The 17,734-nt window shown below is 65.2% G+C and carries 13 protein-coding genes; 6 read left to right on the top strand and 7 right to left on the bottom strand.

Annotated elements, in window-relative coordinates; translation table 11 throughout:
- Complete coding sequence (nadE, locus tag J2X67_RS13430; RefSeq protein ID WP_309953709.1) at nucleotides 1-852, top strand: ammonia-dependent NAD(+) synthetase; 852 nt, start codon at nucleotides 1-3, stop codon at nucleotides 850-852.
- 4 nt (nucleotides 853-856) lie between these two features.
- Here nadE and J2X67_RS13425 read toward each other — a convergent pair whose 3' ends face one another.
- The 4 genes from J2X67_RS13425 to J2X67_RS13410 form a co-directional block, all read right to left on the bottom strand.
- Nucleotides 857-2,773, bottom strand: a complete 1,917-nt coding sequence (locus tag J2X67_RS13425) for a PAS domain S-box protein (RefSeq protein ID WP_309953708.1) — start codon at nucleotides 2,771-2,773, stop codon at nucleotides 857-859.
- 158 nt (nucleotides 2,774-2,931) lie between these two features.
- Nucleotides 2,932-5,334 (bottom strand): diguanylate cyclase domain-containing protein, encoded by a 2,403-nt coding sequence (locus J2X67_RS13420; protein WP_309953707.1) that lies wholly within the window; start codon nucleotides 5,332-5,334, stop codon nucleotides 2,932-2,934.
- A 33-nt stretch (nucleotides 5,335-5,367) separates the two neighbouring features.
- The gene (locus J2X67_RS13415) at nucleotides 5,368-8,340 is read right to left on the bottom strand and encodes an EAL domain-containing protein (RefSeq protein ID WP_309953706.1); all 2,973 of its coding nucleotides are present in this window, start codon (nucleotides 8,338-8,340) and stop codon (nucleotides 5,368-5,370) included.
- Nucleotides 8,337-9,422: a TRAP transporter substrate-binding protein gene (locus tag J2X67_RS13410; protein WP_309953705.1), complete on the bottom strand. Its 1,086-nt coding sequence runs from the start codon at nucleotides 9,420-9,422 to the stop codon at nucleotides 8,337-8,339. The genes J2X67_RS13415 and J2X67_RS13410 overlap by 4 nt, the downstream gene beginning before the upstream one ends.
- Before the next feature lie 168 nt (nucleotides 9,423-9,590).
- Between J2X67_RS13410 and J2X67_RS13405 the strand changes: the two genes are divergently transcribed.
- On the top strand, nucleotides 9,591-10,502 hold the full coding sequence (locus J2X67_RS13405) for a LysR substrate-binding domain-containing protein (RefSeq protein WP_309953704.1): 912 nt from the start codon (nucleotides 9,591-9,593) through the stop codon (nucleotides 10,500-10,502).
- A gap of 95 nt (nucleotides 10,503-10,597) precedes the next feature.
- Here J2X67_RS13405 and J2X67_RS13400 read toward each other — a convergent pair whose 3' ends face one another.
- The gene (locus tag J2X67_RS13400; RefSeq protein WP_309953702.1) at nucleotides 10,598-10,978 is read right to left on the bottom strand and encodes an HU family DNA-binding protein; all 381 of its coding nucleotides are present in this window, start codon (nucleotides 10,976-10,978) and stop codon (nucleotides 10,598-10,600) included.
- Nucleotides 10,979-11,089: 111 nt separating this feature from the next.
- Nucleotides 11,090-12,004, bottom strand: coding sequence for a LysR family transcriptional regulator (locus J2X67_RS13395; protein WP_309953700.1), 915 nt, complete (start codon nucleotides 12,002-12,004; stop codon nucleotides 11,090-11,092).
- A gap of 163 nt (nucleotides 12,005-12,167) precedes the next feature.
- On the opposite strand from J2X67_RS13395, the gene J2X67_RS13390 reads away from it, so the two are divergent.
- From J2X67_RS13390 to J2X67_RS13375, 4 genes are all read left to right on the top strand, one after another.
- Nucleotides 12,168-13,148 carry a tripartite tricarboxylate transporter substrate binding protein gene (locus J2X67_RS13390; RefSeq protein ID WP_309953698.1) on the top strand — a complete coding sequence of 327 codons (981 nt, stop codon included), beginning with the start codon at nucleotides 12,168-12,170 and terminating at the stop codon, nucleotides 13,146-13,148.
- A complete protein-coding gene (locus J2X67_RS13385; RefSeq protein ID WP_309953696.1) occupies nucleotides 13,148-14,677 on the top strand; it encodes an amidase family protein in 1,530 nt (509 codons plus the stop codon). The genes J2X67_RS13390 and J2X67_RS13385 overlap by 1 nt, the downstream gene beginning before the upstream one ends.
- 298 nt (nucleotides 14,678-14,975) lie before the next feature.
- On the top strand, nucleotides 14,976-17,132 hold the full coding sequence (locus tag J2X67_RS13380; RefSeq protein WP_309954082.1) for a copper-translocating P-type ATPase: 2,157 nt from the start codon (nucleotides 14,976-14,978) through the stop codon (nucleotides 17,130-17,132).
- 112 nt (nucleotides 17,133-17,244) lie between these two features.
- Nucleotides 17,245-17,460, top strand: a complete 216-nt coding sequence (locus J2X67_RS13375) for a hypothetical protein (protein ID WP_309953693.1) — start codon at nucleotides 17,245-17,247, stop codon at nucleotides 17,458-17,460.
- 13 nt (nucleotides 17,461-17,473) lie between these two features.
- Here the strand turns inward: J2X67_RS13375 and J2X67_RS13370 are convergent, their stop codons facing one another.
- Nucleotides 17,474-17,653 carry a DUF2474 domain-containing protein gene (locus tag J2X67_RS13370; protein WP_309953691.1) on the bottom strand — a complete coding sequence of 60 codons (180 nt, stop codon included), beginning with the start codon at nucleotides 17,651-17,653 and terminating at the stop codon, nucleotides 17,474-17,476.
- Nucleotides 17,654-17,734: the final 81 nt, after the last annotated feature.

The raw sequence follows: 17,734 nt of genomic DNA, 5'->3' as shown, positions 1-17,734 counted from the left end.
ATGAATGCTGGTGAACTTGCCCCCGTCGACGCCGTGCAGCGCGAGATCATTGCCGCACTGCACGTGGCGCCGGTGTTCGATGCCGCGCAAGAGGTCGAGCGGCGAATCGACTTTCTGGCCGGCTACCTGCGCACCACCGGCCTGAAGACGCTGGTGCTGGGCATCAGCGGCGGTGTCGATTCGCTGGTGGCCGGCTGCCTTGCGCAGCGCGCGGTGGAGCGGCTTCGCGCCGAAGGCCGCGACGCCACCTTCATTGCCATGCGCCTGCCCTACGGCGTGCAGAAGGACGAAGCCGAAGCGCAACGCTCGCTCACCGTGATCAAGCCCGACCGCACCCTGACCGTCGACATACGGCCCGCCGCGGACGGCATGCTCGCGGCATTGAAAGGCGGCGAGCTCGCGTTCCGCGATGCGGCGCATGAAGACTTCGTGCTCGGCAACATCAAGGCTCGCCAACGCATGATTGCGCAGTTTGCGGTGGCCGGCGCGCACGATGGCATCGTCATCGGCACCGACCATGCGGCCGAGGCACTGATGGGCTTCTTCACCAAGTTCGGCGATGGCGCGGCCGACATCACGCCCCTCACCGGGCTCAACAAGCGCCGCGTGCGTGCGCTAGCGCAGCAACTGGGTGCACCCGAGGCGCTGGTGTTCAAGGTGCCGACTGCCGATCTCGAATCGCTCGTGCCGCAAAAGCCCGACGAAGACGCATTCGGCGTCAGCTACGAGCAGATCGACGACTTTCTCGAAGGCAAGCCGGTGTCGGCCGCGGCACGCGAGATCATTCTTGCAACGCACCGCAAGAGCGCCCACAAGCGGGCGCTGCCCGTGGAGCCGCCGCACCCGGCCTAGCGCCTCAGGGCCGCGAAGATTCGAGCAGTTGCTCGAGCAGCGCGGTCAGCTTGTCGATGTCCACGGGCTTTGTGAGATGGGCACGAAAGCCCGCCTCGAGGCTGGTCTCGCGGTCGCTGGCCTGGCCGTAGCCGGTAATGGCAATCAGCGGCGGGGGGTTGATCATTTCGGCCCGCAGGCGCCTGGCGACTTCATATCCGCTCAGGTCCGGCAGGCCTATGTCCAGCAGCACCACGTCGGGGTCTTGCGCCTTGACCGCCTCGATGGCCGACAGGCCGCCGTGCGCCACGCTGGACTTGTAGCCCAGCGCATCCAGAAGCAGCGCCATGGTTTCGGCCGCGTCCACGTTGTCGTCCACCACTAGCACGCACTGCTCGCCCACAGGCCGCGGCTGCGCCTCGAGCGTGGTCACCGGCGGCTGGGTGGTGCGGAACTGCACCACGAACTCGCTGCCCTCTCCCGGCCTTCCGGTGCTGAATGCACTCACCCGGCCATCGTGCAGCGTCGTCAGTTGCTGCACAAGGCTGAGCCCCAGGCCGAGGCCGCCCTGCGTTCTGGCCATGTTCTGCTCGCCCTGCACGAACAGGTCGAAAATGCGCTGCAAGTCCTTGGGCGGTATGCCGGGCCCGTCGTCGCGCACGCTGATGTCTGCATCTTCTCCAGGCTGCGAGAGCGAGACATGGATGTTGCCGCCGTTGTGGGTGAACTTTGCGGCGTTGTGAATCAGGTTGCTGACGATCTGGATGATTCGCGCGCGGTCGCCCGAGATCCAGGGGTCGTCCCGCTCGCAGTGCAGGTGCAAGGCCTGCGACTTGCTGTCGATGAGCGGGCGGACCGCCTCGGCCGCCTCGGCAATGGCTTCGCGCAAGCGAACCGGCTTGCTCTCCAGGTGGATCTTGCCGCTCGTGATGCGGCCTACGTCGAGCAGGTCGTCCACCAGCCTTGTCATCTGCCTGAGCTGACGGCCGATGATGTCGCGGCTATGGGCAATGACGGCCGATTCGGTTTTTTCGCGCTTGAGGAGCTCCAGTGCATTCGAAATCGGCGCAAGCGGATTGCGCAGCTCGTGCCCGAGCATTGCGAGAAAGTTGGTGACCCGGCGCCCTTCGTCTTCCAGCGCCGTCACGCGGCGCCGCTCCGTCAGGTCGCGCGTCACCTTGGCAAAGCCCCGGTGCCGCCCGGTGGCGTCGTGCAGCGCGGTAATGACCACGCTGGCCCAGAAGCGGCTGCCGTCCTTGCGTATGCGCCAGCCCTCGTCCTCGAAGCGCCCGTCGCGCAGCGCGTTGCGCAGTTCCTCCTCGGGCCAGCCGACCGCGGCAACCTCCGGCGGATAGAACACCGAGAAGTGCTGCCCGATGATCTCCGAGGCCTCGTAGCCCTTGTTCTTTTGCGCGCCGAGGTTCCAGCTCACGATATGCCCGCCGGGGTCGAGCATGAAGATCGCATAGTCCTTCACGCCTTCCACCAACAGCCGGAAGCGCTCTTCGCTCATGCGCAGCATCTCGTCCTGGCGGCGGCGCTCGCTGAGGTCTCTTGTGATCATCGAGAAGCCGCGCACCTCTCCGCCCGGCGCGGTCATCAGCGTAATGACCACGCTGGCCCAGAAGCGCGTGCCGTCCTTTCGCAGGCGCCAGCCTTCTTCTTCCATGTGGCCGGTCTTGCGTACCGCTTCGAGGGCGAGCTCGGGCTGGCCCTGCTCCAGCAGCTCGCTCGGGTAGAAAAGAGAAAAGTGCCGCCCCACGGCCTCCGGCGCGTCGTACCCCTTGAGCTTTCGTGCGCCGCCGTTCCAGCTGATGACGATGCCGCCGGGGTCCAGCAGGATGATGGAATAGTCCGAAACCGTTTCGACCATCTGCCGGAAATCGGCGTCGGTCAGAGTGCGTTGATTCAGAGGTGCACTCCCACCGCCGTGATCTGCCATTGCTCTTTTTCCTCCAGTGGCCGTTCATCCGTGCACGGCATGCGCTTCCTGCTTGTGCGGCAGGTGCCGCCAATTTAGGACAGCGGCAGGTACTTTCCGCGTAGGACAAAACCCAGATTGAGCAGATTCGCCAGATTGCACCGGGAGGCTTCAAGGCTTCAGGCGCTCGAAGGCTCCTGGCGCGGCCATGGGTTGCTGTCCGGCGGCTCGGTTCTTGGCGCAGCCATCATGAACCGGTTCTTTCCCTCTTTCTTGGCGGCGTAGAGCGCGGCGTCGGCGCGCATGAACAAGGACGGGAAATCCTCGTCCCCCTCCGAGATCGCAACGCCGATGCTGGCGGTCGCCTGCAAGGTGCGGCTCGACAGGTGGAACGCCGGCCGCATGGCGGCAAGCACCTTCTGCGCGACCGTGCCCGCTTCGGACGCACCGCCGGCATTTTCGAGAAGAATCACGAATTCGTCGCCGGCGTAGCGCGCCGCCATGTCCGTCTCGCGCACGCTCTCCTTGAGACGACGGCCAAACTCCCTGAGCACCGCGTCGCCTGCCGCATGGCCCAGCGAATCGTTGATCGACTTGAAGTAGTCGATGTCCAGAAACAGCAGGCACACCGGCTTGCCCGAGCGCCGCGACCTGGCCATCGCCTCTCGGACATGTTCCTCGAAAGAACGGCGATTCGGCAGGCCCGTGAGCGCGTCTTCACGCGCAAGGGTGTCCAGTTGCCGCTGCTTCTGCTTGAGGTCCGTAACGTCGTGCGCAACCACGTACAAGCCGACCACGGCGCCGTCGGCGTTCCTCTGCGGCAGGTAAGTCGTCTGCAGGGTCCGCTCGCCGATCAGCAGCTCGGCCGTCTGTTCGAACGACAGCACCTCGCCCGCAAAGGCGCGCGCCAAAAGCGGCTTGCGCACCTCGTAGTTCGCCTCGCCGATGATCTCCCGGATGTGCCGGTTCATCATCGAGGCCGGTTCGATGCCGAGCCAGGTGAGATACCGGCCATTGCAGAAAACCACACGCTCTTCAAGATCGAGTTCGGTCAGCAGCGCCGGCACGTTGTCGGTGAGCCCGCGCAGGCGCCGCTCGCTGCTGGCGCTTCGCATCTCGGCTTGCTTGCGCTCGGTGATGTCGAAGGTCATGACGTAGTAGCCCACCACGCCTTCATCGCGCATGTCGGGCAGCAGGTGGCATTCGAAGAAGCCCTCCTTGCCCTTGCGCTCATAGGTGCCCTCGGTGCGCGTGGGCGTTCCTTCGAGCGCCTTGGCAACCTGCGGCGCGAGTTGCCGGTAGACCGCGTCGGGCAGCGATTCCTGCATGGTCATGCGGCCGATGTCCGCCTGCGTTCTGCCGCGCATCCGCAGCCCCGGCTTGTTTGCAAAGAGGCAGCGCTGCTTGCTGTCGAAGTAGGCGACCACGGCGGGCAGGTTGTCGGTAACGTCGCGCAAGAATCGTTCGCTCGACTGCAAGCGCTGCTGCGCCGCCCTGCGCTCCCGCATGAGCGAATTGAAGGTGTACGAAAGATCGCCCACCTCGTCGTAGCCAGGCTCCTCCTCGAGCGGCGTATAGCCCGAATTGGCACGCGACACCTGCATGTGCTCGCGCAGGCGCGACAACGGCGCGAGCTGCGAGCGAACGGTCGCAAAGGTGAGCCCGCCGGCCAGGAGCGTCAGCAAGAGTGCGGCCGTCCACGCAAAGCGTTCGATCTGCTCCGTCTTGGCAAAGGCTTCCTGGCGCGGATACATCGCACCGAGCACCCAGTTGGTCTGCTGCAGGCGCTTGAACGCGTAGAGGGCATGCACGCCCCTGCGGTTCACCCCTTCGGCTGCGCCTTCCACGCCGGCAATGGCGCGATCGACGGCAGGGTTGGGTACGCCGTCGGCATCGATGTGCTGCAGGAGCCGGGACTTGTCGGGATGGTCGACGATGATGCCGGCGGTGTTCACGATGAACATGTACCCGCTCTTGCCGAACCTCACGTTGGCAAGCTCGCCCAGGAAGTTTTGTTCGCTCAGCGTGATGAACGCCGCAATGACATACGCAACCTTGCCTTCCCGGTCGAGCACGGGCTCCGTCATGGCAACCTGCGCGAGCCCGCTGATGCGGTTCCTGAAAGGCTGGGAGACCACTCCCGCCCCGGTCGAGATGGTTCCCTTGAAATAATCGCGGTCCTTGACGTTGATCTTGCCGATCTGCTGCGCACCGTTCAGGTTGGCAACGATCTCGCCCTGCGCGTCAATGAAGGCCAGGTTGTCGAACGCCTCCTTGAGCGACTTGTGCTGCATGACAAGGTCTTGCAGCCCCTCGGCGCCAGTGAAATTGCGGCTTTCCACGCTGTCGCCGAAGGTCTTGAGCAGGGTGCGGCGGCTCAGGAACTTCTGGTCCACCGCATCGGCAATGGCAGAGATCCGCTCGAACTGCTCTTCGGCGATGGTCGCCTGCATGTTGCGCTTGATGAAGTAGAGCGCAACGCCGGCAATGCCTGCCGTCGTCAGGAAAACAATGGCCACCACGCCTGCCGAGAGCCGGGCTCGCAGGCTGAATTGCGTCAGGTCGGAAATCTGGAGACGCATCGTATGTGGACTCCGGCGGGGCGTGGCGTGCGCTCAGTCCGCCATGGCAACGTCCAGCTGCGCTTCGAACTCTTCGAGCGGCACTGGCCTGCTGAACAGGTAGCCCTGGCACAGCATCTTTCCGTGCATTTGCAGAAACTCGAACTGCTGCTGCGTTTCAACACCCTCCGCCACGATTTCGAGTTCGAGGTTGCGCGCCATGCCGATGATGGCCTGGATGATCAGTTCGACCTTCGGATCGGTGCCGATGCTCTGCACGAAGAACTTGTCGACCTTGATCTGGTCCAGCGGCAATTGCGTCATGTATGAGAGCGACGAATAGCCGGTGCCGAAGTCGTCCATCGAAAAACGGATGCCCATCGACGCGAGCAACTGCATCTTGCTGACCGTTTCGGTCATCTTGTCCTGCAGCAGGCTCTCGGTCAGCTCGAGCTTCAGCTTTGTCGGGTCTGCGCCGGTCCTGCGCAGCACATCGCGAACGCGTTCCGCGAAGTCGGCCGTACGGAACTGGCGCGCGCTGACGTTGACGGCCAGCTGCAGGTGCCGGCGCCTCGGGTCGTGGCTCCAGCGCTCCAGCTGCACGCAGGCCGTCTCTAGCACCCACATGCCAATGGGCACGATCAGCCCGGTTTCTTCGGCCAGCTCGATGAAGCCGCCGGGCGGCACCATGCCACGCTCCGGATGGTGCCAGCGAATCAGCACTTCCGCGCCGGCAATGTGGCCTTCCGACGTTACCTGGCTCTGGTAGTGCAGCACGAACTGGTTGCCCGCCAGCGCCGCGTGCAGTTCGCTCTCGAGCGTTGCGCGGGCAGTGATAGCGGTCTGCATTGCCGTTTCGAAAAAACGCAGCGCATTGCCGCCGGCCGACTTTGCGTAGTACATGGCAATGTCGGCCTGCTTGAGCAGGTCTTCCAGCGACTGGTGCGCCGAACTGAACACCACGGCGCCAATGCTGCACGTGCTGTGGTACTCGTGGTCTTCCAGCTGGAACGATTCGCCCAGCTCCGCAAGAATGGCTTCGCCGGTCGCGTTGGTCTGCATTGCCGCAACGGCGGGGTCTTCGCTCAGGTTTTCGAGCAGCACCACAAATTCGTCGCCGCCAAGACGCGCCACCGTGCCGCCTTCGCTCAGGCTGCCCTGCAGCCGGCCGGCCACCTGCTTGAGCAAGGCATCGCCGGTGGCATGCCCGAGTGCATCGTTGAGCGTCTTGAAGTCGTCCAGGTCCAGGAACAACAGCGCCCCATGGCGCGTGCGGCGAATGTTGGAATCGACCGCGGCCTGCAGCCGGTGCAGCAACAGCTGCCGATTGGGCAGGCCCGTCAGGTTGTCATAGAAGGCAAGGTGCTCGATCTCGCGGGCAGCCAGCTTGCTTTCGGTGATGTCCCGCAGGATGACGATGAACCGCGCGTCGGCGCCCTCGCCCACCAGCTTGCGAGAGACCGAAATCTCGAACCATACGGTGCCCTTCAGAACCCGGGTCTCGAACTGCCGCCCTGAAGAAAACCCGAACTCGAACGCATCGCGCAGCGCGACCATCACCTCGGCCGCGGCATTCGCGGGCAAGAGATCGGACATCATCTTGCCGACCGGCTCGCGCACCTTGATCGAAGACTTGGGCCTGCGCGGCGAATGGAAGCGGTAGCACCGGCCGTCGATGCCGGCCTCCAGCAGCACGTCGGGCAGTGCGTCCAGCGTGGCCTGCAGCTGCGCCTTGCCTTCGAGAATGTCGGAAACGTGGCGCTTCTTCTCGGTAACGTCGCGGTAGATGCACACCAGGCCGCCGTCCGGCGTCGGGCTCTTGACCGCGACAATCACCTGCCCGCCCGGCAAGACGAGCTCCTGCTCGCTGTGCGCCTGCAGGCTGCGGGAATTCTGTTCATCGATGGGCTGGAACGGCGCCTGGGGCGCGAGCAGCTTTTCCGCCCACGGAAAGTAGTCGACGAAGCGGCGGTTCCAGGTGATCACGCGGCCATCGGGGTCAAGCAGCACAAAGCCGTCCGCCATGGATTCGAGCGCCTGGTCCAGCGTGGCCTTGGAGCGAACCAGGTCGGCACGCGCGCGCCATTGGCGCGAAAGCTGCGCGCGCGCAAAGTAGCTGACCGACAGGATCAGCAGCGCAAAAGCCAGCGTTACGCCGAGGATCGAGTTGCGTTCGCTGCGCCAGTCCTCCAGGGTGAACTCGAGCGGAATACCGGCGACGATCAGCAGGTTTCTGTGCAGCGTGGGCCGGGCGACGACGATGGCGGGCTCGCCGCTGAGCCGTGCTTTCATGCGGTGCGGGCGCCCGTCGCTGGCCTGGTCCATCAAGGCCGGCCCGACGGATCGGCCGGCAAGATCGTCGCGCGGCGGCGTGCTGGCCAGCAATGTGCCCGATTCGCGCTCCAGCGTGACCTCGAGCCCCTTGATGTTCGCCCCCTGCGCCAGGATGGTGGTGAGCATGGAGACCTGCACTTCGGCCACCGCCACGATCTTGCCGCCGTCCGCCAGCCGGAGCACACGCCCAAAATAAAGCACCTGCTGCGACGTCGCCTGGCTCACCGTGGGCGCACTCACCGACAGCATCGAGCCCGGCCGGCTCAGGATTTCCTTCAGGAACCCCGGGGGCAACTGCAGCGCCAGCTTTGCGCCCCGGCGGTCGGAAGACGCGATCACCGCGCCTTCGGGGTCGAGCAGCGCAACGTACCGGACCAGCAGGCTCTGCCTGACGACGGTTTCGATCAGCTGCGCGGTTTCGGGCTTGACCATGTCGTTGGCGACGCTCTCCAGGCTGGAGTTGCGCAAGAACTGGCCCATGCCCGCCAGCAGCATGTCGACCGCCAGAAGGCTGCGGTTGAGCGCGGCTTCCGAGGTAACGACGAAGCGCATGGCCTGGCTCTCGTCGTCGGCAATCGCCTTTTCGTAGGTCTGCCACATCGTGAATGCGGCAATGGCCAGAACGGCCGTCAGGAACAGCGCCGCTACGCCATAGATAAAGGCGGTGATGCGGCGGGGCAGCAGCTTGTTCACTGCCCGACGGGAGCCTTGATGCCCACGACCGGGCCGACAGTCTGATCCCAGACCTCCGCACACACGGCTCCGCATCGCTGCACCCACCGGGGCAGCACGCTCGCGGCGAATATTTCGCGCCTGCGGCGTTCGTCATTGGCGGAAGGACGTGCCTCGACCATGGAGCCCTTGGTACCTTTCACGCAAGTAGCGGCGCCCGTGTTGCACGCGATGCCGTTGCCGGTGTCGCGCTCCGACTCTTCCCAGACCGCGGCCTCCAATTTCGGGAGCTCGCTTTTCAGCAGGACTTTCAGGTCAGCGGGAAGCGCGTTCCATGCGTCGGTGTTGGCGCCGAATACCGCAACGCCCCAGTTGATGGGCAACGTATAGAGCGAGGTGGTGATCTTGTGCAGGCCGAGCGTGTTGCCGGACATGGCACCGGTAATGGCGCATTCGGTGTTGGCCGAACTCATGTTCGCCATGACCTCGGCAAACTCGGTGAACACCGGCACGCCGCCAAGGGCCCGCACGAAGTCGGCCTGGGTGGCGCCCGAAACACGAACGCGCCGGCCGGAGAGATCGGAAAGCTGCTTCATAGGCTGCTTGCAGAAGATCACCTGGGCCGGATACACATACACCGCCAGCAGCTCGACGCCGTGGCGCTCGCGCAGCGTTTTTTCGAGGTACGGCCTGAAGGCGCCGATCACCCGCCGCATGGCGGGCATGTCGGGGTTGAGGCCCGCGATGTCCGGCGTGCCGATTTCGGGGTACTCGTTGCTGATCTGGCTCAGCAAGGCGGTGCCGAACGGAATGACGCCCAATCTCATGAGATTGAGCATTTCCTGCCCCGGCACGCCGGCCTGGTTGAACGGAACGATGCTCGCGGTGTATTTGCCGCCGCTCAGGCGAGCCAGGTCTTTGCCCCAGAAACGCTCTTCGTGCAGCGCGTACTGGTTGAGGCCGGCCAGTCCGCCCACAACGCGCAGCCGCGTTGGCGCGGATGGCTGTGCTGCGCTGTGCGTTGCCGCGAAAGCCAAAGCAAGCGCGGCGACACGAACCCAGAGGGCAGGTCGCCAAGCGGATGCTGCTTCGCCGGTCTTCATGCCCCGGATCATGATGCCGATTGTGCTTCCTGTAAGAAGTTTTTTACAGAATCGCGTGTTTCCCATGACTCGCAGACTGGAAAGCCGGGCGGACTCGTTGCGCGCAAGGCACAGAGATACCATCCGCAAACCCCGGAGCCGGGGCCGTTCTATCCAATTTCCAGATCGATGTCCGCGCCCGACCTTTCCAGCCGACAACTGCGCGCCTTTACGGCGCTGGCCGAGCAGCGCAACTTTACGCGCGCGGCGCAGACCTGTCATTTATCGCAGCCGGCATTCAGCGCGCTGATCCGCACACTGGAAGAAACGCTCGGCACCCGCCTTTTTGACCGGGACACGCGCAGCGTGCAGCTCACGGCGGAGGGCCGGCTGTTCGAACCCTCTGCGCGGCGCCTGCTCGACGATATGCAGGACGCCATCGGCGACCTCGCCGACCACACGGAGCGGCGCAAGGGCCGCGTGAGCGTGGCGGCGCTGCCTTCGCTGGCCGCGGGCTGGCTGCCGGCCATCCTTGCCGAGTTCATGCAAACCTGGCCCGGCATCACGGTGGAACTGCACGATGCGCTGTCCGACGCGTGCATTGCGCAGTTGCGCAGCCATCAGGCCGACTTTGCGCTGGCCACCACCGGCGCCGATGCAGCCGCGGCCAGCGACCTGCGCGGGCGCAAGCTCTGCGAAGACCGCTTTCACCTGGTCTGCCGCAAGGACCATCCGCTGGCCGACGTACCCAGGCTGACTGCAAAGCAGCTCGCGCCCTGGCCCTTCATACAGATGGCGCGCAACAGCAGCGTGCGCCAGTCGCTGGACGCCGCGCTGCACCCGCTGCGGCTCAATGCGGTGTTCGAGGTGGAACACCTGGCCACCGTCACGGGGCTGGTCGAGGCCGGTATCGGCATCAGCGTGGTGCCGGAGCTCACGCTCTTTCACTTTCGGCGCGACACGCTCGTGACACGGCCCCTGGCGCTGCCAGGGCTCACCCGAACCATCTACCTGGTGCAGCGCCGCGAAGGAAGCCTCTCGGTCGCAGCCCAGACGCTGTACGACCTCATCCTTGCGAGACTGGGCACAACGCTGGCTTGATGCTCGCGGGGCGCACGGGCAATAAAAAAACGGCCCCGAAGGGCCGTTTTGCCTTGGCAGCAGCCTTGCAGCCGCAAGCCATGCTCGCCGAAGTCTTACTTCTTGGCGGCCTTCTTGGCGGGAGCGGCGGCCTTCTTGGCCGGTGCTGCCTTCTTGGCGACGGGCTTGGCAGCTGCCTTGTCGGCCTTGCGCTTTGCAGCCTTGGGGTCGATGGCGGCCTTGAATGCTGCGCCCGGCACAAACTTGGGCACCTTCTGTGCGGCGATCTTGATCTTCGCGCCCGCTTGCGGGTTGAAGCCGGTGCGCGCGGCGCGAGCCACTTGCTTGAAGGTGCCGAAGCCGATGAGCTGCACGGGGTCGCCCTTCTTCACTGCGGCGACGATGGAACCCGTGACGGTTTCCACGATACGGGCGGCTTCGGCCTTGCTGACGTTATGGGCGGCGGCGATCTTTTCGACCAGTTCGATACGGTTCACTTGAAAATTTCCTTTGGATTGTTCTCGTCATGTTGCCTATGACGGCGCAGCAGCTGGGGCCACTGCAAGCGGCGCGGAGTGTAGCGCACGCGGGAACCGGTTTCTTTGCCTTCACCCACTCGCCTTGACGGCATCTGTCAGGAATTGCACGAATGCCTTGCCCGCATCGGGCAGCGACCGGCCTGCCAGCGTCTCGACCTCGAGGTGGCGCTCGTTCATTTCGCGGTCCTTCAGCGCAATGGCGACCAGCGCCTTCGACTTGAGCTGCGTGCGAATCGACAACTCCCCGTAGAACGCGATGCTGCCGCCCCCTGCCGCAGCAAAGCTCACCAGCGCATTCGCGTGGTTGCTCGACATGGCCTGCACGTATTGAAGCCCCTGCCTGCTGCAGCTGGTGTCCAGAAGTTGCCTGATCGAGCTGTCCTGCGGCGGCAGCCCCAGCGGATAGGCCACCACCTGCCGCAACGACAGTTGCCGCTGCGCCGCCAGTGGATGGTCGTTGGCCATCACGGCGAGGATGGGGCTCGGATGGCGCAACTCGATCTTGATGCCCGGCTCGGGGACGGAGCTCAGCGTAATGCCGATGTCCGCCTCGCCGTCGCGTATGCGCGCGGGTATGTCGCTCGGCGAGCACACCTCCAGGTGAAAGCGGATGCCCGCATGCTTGCTGCGAAACCGCGCAATCAGCGTCGGAAGAAAGTCGAAGGCAAAGCCTTCCGTGCTCACCACACGCACGCGGCCGCTGCGCAGGCCTCGCAAGCCCTCGATGTCGGTTGCAACCCGTTCGATGTCCTGCTGCATGCGCTTGGCGTGGGCGGCCAGCAGTTCGCCGGCGGCGTTGGGCACCATGCCGCGTGCGTGGCGGTCGAACAGCAACGTGTCGAGTTCGCGCTCCAGCCGTGCCACCTGCCGGCTCACGGCCGAAGGCGCCACGTTGAGCTTGAGCGCGGCTTCTTTTACGGAGCCGGTACGCACCACCTCCAGGAAGTACCGCACAGCGGTCTCCTGCAGCGCATGAAGAGCCATGGAATTCTCCGGTGCAAGGGTGGCAAGCGGTTGTCTCGATTGCCGAAACGGCAATCCACAATTCTAAACATTGCGCTTGTGGCAGCAGGCTGCGGCTCCTAGGATGGAATTGCATTCCACCGTCACACCCCCGTCACGCCCACCGTCCCTCAGGAGTACTTTCATGAAACGCCTCCCCGCATTGGCCAGCCTGCTGCTGATGTCCTGCCTTGGCCTTGCATCGATGGCGGCCGCCGCGGAGACCGCTTTTCCGTCGCGCCCCGTCACGCTCGTCATTCCTTTTCCGCCGGGCGGCGCCACCGATGTGAACGGCCGCGTGCTCGCCCAGCGCCTGGGCAAGGAGCTCGGCCAACCCGTGGTCATAGAGAACCGCGCGGGTGCCGGCACGGTCATTGGGGCGAGCTATGTCTCCAAGGCGGCGCCAGACGGCTACACCCTGCTGGTGAGCTCGGGCACCACCTTCACCGTGAACCCGGCCATCCGCGCGAATCTTCCGTACGACCCGGTCAAGGGCTTCGACCAGATTGGCCTGGTCGGGCGCGTCGGCCTCATCCTGCTGGCCAACAGCGAAGTGCCGGTAAAGACCGTGAAGCAGTTCGTGGACTACGTGAAGGCATCGCCCGGCAAGTATTCGTATGCCTCGTACGGCACCGGCACCACGGCGCAATTTGCGGGAGAAACCATCCTGAGCGCCGCCGGCCTGAAGATGACGCACGTGCCCTACAAAGGCAGCGCACCGGCCATGACCGACCTCATGGGCGGCCAGGTTCCGTTCAGCATCGACACGGTGAGTGCAGCCATTCCCCAGCTCAAGAGCGGCAAGATCAAGGCCATTGCGGTGACCACGGCCAAGCGCTCCACCCTGCTGCCCGATGTGCCCACCATGGCCGAGAGCGGCTACCCCGACATCAACATGGACACCTGGCTGGTCGTGTCGGCGCCAAAGGGCCTGCCCGCCGACGTGAAGGCCAAGCTCGAAAAGGCGCTGGCCGCAACCGTGGCCGACGCGGACACCCGCGCCAAGCTGGTCGCGCAGGGCCTGGAGCCGGCGTTCAGCAACGGCGCCGCCGTGAGCGAGCTGATCAACAAGGAACTGCCGCTGATGCGCGCCGTTGCCGCCCGCGCCAACATCACCGCAGACTGATGGACACCCAATTGATCGAACAATCCGCCGTCGAACTGCGCCGGCTCATCGGCAGCAAGGCGGTCTCGCCCGTCGAGCTGCTGGAGGCGTGCATTGCGCAGATCGAACGGGTGAACCCGTTCGTCAACGCCGTGACCGCCACCTGCTTCGAACGTGCGCGCACCGAAGCCAAGGCTGCTGAAGCCGCCGTCATGCGCGGCGATGCGCTGGGCCTGCTGCATGGCCTTCCGCTAGGCGTGAAAGACCTGGAGCCCACCGCGGGCCTGCTCACTACCTGGGGCTCCGCCATCTTTCGCGATCACGTGCCCGATGAAGACATCGAGCTGGTCGCACGCCTTCGAAGGGCCGGCGCCATCGTTGCGGCCAAGACCAATGTTCCGGAAATGGGCGCGGGTGCCAATTCGCGCAACGAGGTGTGGGGCGCCACCGGCAACCCGTTCAACCCCAACCTGAATGCCGGCGGCTCCTCCGGCGGCTCGGCCGCGGCCCTTGCGTGCGACATGCTGCCCGTGTGCACCGGCTCCGACACCGGCGGCTCGCTGCGCATTCCGGCTTCCAAGTGCGGCGTGGTCGGGTTCCGGCCTTCGCCCGGCATTGTGCCGAGCGTGCGAAAGCTGCTCAGCTGGACGCCGATTTCCGTCGTCGGCCCCATGGGCCGCACGGTCGAGGATGCGTGCCTGCAAATGGCCGCCTCCGCCGGCATGCACGCGGGCGATCCGCTGAGCTATCCGCTCGACGCGTTGTCTTTTCAGAAGCCGATGGACATCGACCTGAGCAGGCTGCGCGTGGCATGGACCGAAGACTTCGGCGTTTGCGCGGTGGACGACAGCATTCGCGCCACCATGCGCCAGAAAATCGGCGCCATGCGGCACCTGTTCAAGTCGTGCGACCAGGTGACGCTCGACCTGGGTGAGGCGCACCGCTGCTTCGACGTGCTGCGCGCCGAAGCCTTCGTGGCCGGCATGCACGCGGCCTACCAGCGCGACCCGGCCAGCCTTGGCCCCAACTCCCGCGCCAACTACGAAATGGGCGCGCAGATGAGCCTGCTCGACAGCGCCTGGGCGCAGGCCGAGCAGACCCGGCTCATCAAGCGGTTCCAGGCGACCTTTGCAGACTACGACCTGATCCTCTCGCCCACCACGCCGGTGTCGCCCTTCCCGTGGACGCAGTTGTATGCGGACACCATCAACGGCGAGAAGCAGGCCAACTACTACCGTTGGCTGGCACTGACGTACGTCGTCACCCTGACGACGCACCCGGCGCTTTCGCTGCCCTGCGGCGTCGACCATGCGGGCATGCCATTCGGGCTGCAGATCGTCGGCGGCTTCCGGGCCGACCACCAGGTGCTGGGTGCGGCGCATGCCATGGAACTGGCATTTGCCGCCGACGCCCAACTGCGGCGCCCGCGCCCGGATCTCGCGTCGCTGCGCATGGCCGAGCCCGCGCTCACCTCCATCGTCAAGACCCCGCCGGGCGCTCGCAGCGGCGCCGCTGCCAATGCAGCCAAGCCGTCCGTTTCAGCGGTCTGACACAACACCGCGCCCAAACCAAAAAGCCCCCGGTTCTGCAATGAACCGGGGGCTTTTTGCTTGACGTTCTTGCAGCGTTCCTGGCGGCCGCAGACGGGCTTGACCTTGCCACGATGTCAACCCTGACACTGAAGCCCGTGTTCAACAAAGGAGTTGCCATGAACATGGCTATCCGCCGAGGCACGCGCGTACTCACGGTTCTTTCTGGAGAGCTCGAATGAACGACATGCGTTCCAACCCGGGACATTCCCACCACCAACATCAGCACCACCATCCTCGCGAAGGCCACCACGCGGCGATGGCCGGCGGCGAGCCCGGCGCGCCAACCGGATCGCCCACGATCTACACCTGCCCGATGCATCCGGAGATCAGGCAAGACCACCCCGGCAATTGCCCCAAGTGCGGCATGACGCTGGAGCCCGAAATGCCCAGCCTCGACGCGGAAGAAAAAGAAGATCCCGAGCTGCGCGACTTCAAGCGCCGCTTTCTCTGGACGCTGCCGCTCACCATTGCAGTCGCCGTGCTCGCAATGGCCGGGCACCGCCTGCAGTGGTTCGAAATGGCCACGCAGAGCTGGATCGAGCTGGCTCTCTCCATTCCCATCGTGCTGTGGGCGGGATGGCCTTTCTTCGAGCGCGCGGTGCAGTCGGTAGCCAACCGCAGCCCCAACATGTGGACGCTCATCGGCCTCGGCACAGCGGCCGCCTTCGTCTACAGCGTGGTCGCCACCGTGGCGCCCCGCGTTTTTCCTGAATCGTTCATGTCCATGGGACGCGTGGCGGTGTACTTCGAGGCCGCCGCGGTGATCATTTCGCTCACCCTGCTCGGCCAGATTCTCGAACTCAGGGCGCGCTCGCAAACCTCGGCGGCCATCAAGTCGCTGCTGGGCCTTGCACCCAAGACAGCTCGGCGCATCGGTGCCGACGGTGCTGAAGAAGACGTACCCATCGCCCATGTGCACGTCGGCGACAAGCTGCGCGTGCGGCCCGGCGAAAAGGTGCCGGTGGACGGCGTGGTAGTCGAGGGCGCGAGCGCGGTCGACGAATCCATGCTCACGGGCGAACCCCTGCCGGTGACCAAGCGCGTTGGAGACAAGCTCATCGGCGCCACGCTCAACACCAACGGCGCGCTGGTGATGCAGTCGGAAAAAGTCGGCTCGCAGACCGTGCTCGCGAGCATCGTGCAAATGGTGGCGCAGGCCCAGCGCTCCAGGGCCCCGATGCAGCGAATGGCCGACCACGTGGCGGGCTACTTCGTCATGGTCGTCATCGGCATTGCGCTGCTGACCTTCTTTGCGTGGGGGTTCTTCGGGCCGGCGCCCAGCTGGACCCACGGCCTCATCAATGCGGTGGCGGTACTCATCATTGCCTGCCCCTGTGCGTTGGGTCTTGCCACGCCCATGTCGATCATGGTGGCCACCGGCAAGGCCTCCACGCAGGGTGTGCTTTTCCGCGATGCGGCGGCCATAGAGAACTTTCGCAAGGTGGATGCGCTCATCGTCGACAAGACAGGCACCCTCACCGAAGGCAAGCCCCGCTTCGAACGCGCAGTGGCCTTGCCCGGATTTACCGAAGACGACGTGCTGCGCCTTGCGGCCAGCCTCGACCAGGGGAGCGAGCATCCGCTGGCGCACGCCATCGTGGCGGCGGCGCGCGAACGCGGCCTGCCGTTGACCGCGGCGGATGAGTTCGAATCGAGCAGCGGCATCGGCGTGAGCGGCATGGTTGGCGGCAAGAAGCTGGCGCTTGGCAACACTGCGTTGATGGATCAGCTGCGCGTGCCCGTCGATGCACTCAAGCCGCAGGCCGAAGCCCTGCGCGCCGAAGGGGCCAGCGTCATGTTCCTTGCCTCGGGCGGCCATCCGGCGGGCCTGCTCGCGGTATCCGACCCCGTCAAGGCCACCACCATCGAGGCGCTGGAGGCGCTCAAGCAATCAGGCATGCGCGTGATCATGGCAACGGGCGACGGGCTGACCACGGCGCGGGCCGTGGCCGCAAGGCTGGGCATCGACGAGGTGCATGGAGAAGTCAAGCCGGCCGACAAGCTGGCTCTGGTCGAAAAGCTGCAGCGCGAAGGCCGCATCGTCGCCATGGCCGGAGACGGCATCAACGATGCGCCCGCGCTCGCCAAGGCCGACGTGGGCGTGGCCATGGGCACCGGCACCGACGTTGCAATGAACAGCGCGCAGGTCACGCTGGTGAAGGGCGATCTGCGAGGCATTGCGCAGGCGCGCATCGTCTCGGAAAAAACCATTGCCAACATGAAGCAGAACCTGGGCTTCGCGTTCATCTACAACGCGCTGGGCGTGCCCCTGGCCGCCGGCGTGCTGTTTCCGTTCACCGGCTGGCTGCTGTCGCCGATGATCGCGGCGCTGGCGATGAGCCTGAGCTCTGCGTCGGTCATCAGCAATGCGCTGCGGTTGACGGCTGCGAGCGACGGCAGAAAGCCCAACTGAAGAGTTCGAATCGAAAGAACTCCAGGTAGAAGAACCCCAAATCGAAGACGGGGCCTGCAGCATTCGAACTTCGCCTACATACAGATGCCCTCGGTGTGTGCAAGTTGAAGCAATGACACAACCCATCGAACTCATCATCGAGGAGCCAGCCCTCGGTTCATATGTCTGGCGCCTGCTTGAAACGGATACGGACGGAGCGAACCCCAAGGTGCTTCGCGACGCCTTCGATCCGGCGGACACCTACGAAGCCGCCCTGGCAGCGGGACAACGTGCGCTCCAGAGCGAGATCCGCCGGCGGGCTGCACCTGCCCACGCGCAGCACCACTAGCCTGCAGCAGGCCTCACGGCGCAGTGAGGCCTACCGCGCGCATCAGCCAGCGAAAGACCAGCGCCACCGCAAAGAGGGTGCCGACGCTGGCCGCCCAGATGGCGAGCAGCCATGCGAGCCGGCGCAGCCATTTGCCGCGGCCGTGAGCACCGCGGACAGCACCGGGGACAGCACCAGGGTCAGTGGTACCCATCCCCATGCCTCACCTTGCCGCGGAACACCCAGTAGCTCCATGCCGTGTACATCAGGATCACCGGAATGATCAGCAGCGCCC

Source organism: Variovorax sp. 3319 (assembly GCF_031456585.1).
In the GTDB taxonomy this organism is placed as follows: Bacteria; Pseudomonadota; Gammaproteobacteria; order Burkholderiales; family Burkholderiaceae_C; genus Variovorax; species Variovorax paradoxus_P.
Note: the sequence above shows the minus strand (reverse complement) of the source record. Positions and strands in the feature narration are given on the sequence as shown.

Bases quoted from the DNA above. Each gene is read 5' to 3' on its own strand.
- nadE (WP_309953709.1), top strand. From the start codon at position 1: ATGAATGCTGGTGAACTTGCCCCCGTCGACGCCGTGCAGCGCGAGATC.
- J2X67_RS13425 (WP_309953708.1), bottom strand. From the start codon at position 2,773: ATGGCAGATCACGGCGGTGGGAGTGCACCTCTGAATCAACGCACTCTG.
- J2X67_RS13420 (WP_309953707.1), bottom strand. From the start codon at position 5,334: ATGCGTCTCCAGATTTCCGACCTGACGCAATTCAGCCTGCGAGCCCGG.
- J2X67_RS13410 (WP_309953705.1), bottom strand. From the start codon at position 9,422: ATGAAGACCGGCGAAGCAGCATCCGCTTGGCGACCTGCCCTCTGGGTT.
- J2X67_RS13405 (WP_309953704.1), top strand. From the start codon at position 9,591: ATGTCCGCGCCCGACCTTTCCAGCCGACAACTGCGCGCCTTTACGGCG.
- J2X67_RS13395 (WP_309953700.1), bottom strand. From the start codon at position 12,004: ATGGCTCTTCATGCGCTGCAGGAGACCGCTGTGCGGTACTTCCTGGAG.
- J2X67_RS13390 (WP_309953698.1), top strand. From the start codon at position 12,168: ATGAAACGCCTCCCCGCATTGGCCAGCCTGCTGCTGATGTCCTGCCTT.
- J2X67_RS13385 (WP_309953696.1), top strand. From the start codon at position 13,148: ATGGACACCCAATTGATCGAACAATCCGCCGTCGAACTGCGCCGGCTC.
- J2X67_RS13380 (WP_309954082.1), top strand. From the start codon at position 14,976: ATGGCCGGCGGCGAGCCCGGCGCGCCAACCGGATCGCCCACGATCTAC.
- J2X67_RS13375 (WP_309953693.1), top strand. From the start codon at position 17,245: ATGACACAACCCATCGAACTCATCATCGAGGAGCCAGCCCTCGGTTCA.
- J2X67_RS13370 (WP_309953691.1), bottom strand. From the start codon at position 17,653: ATGGGTACCACTGACCCTGGTGCTGTCCCCGGTGCTGTCCGCGGTGCT.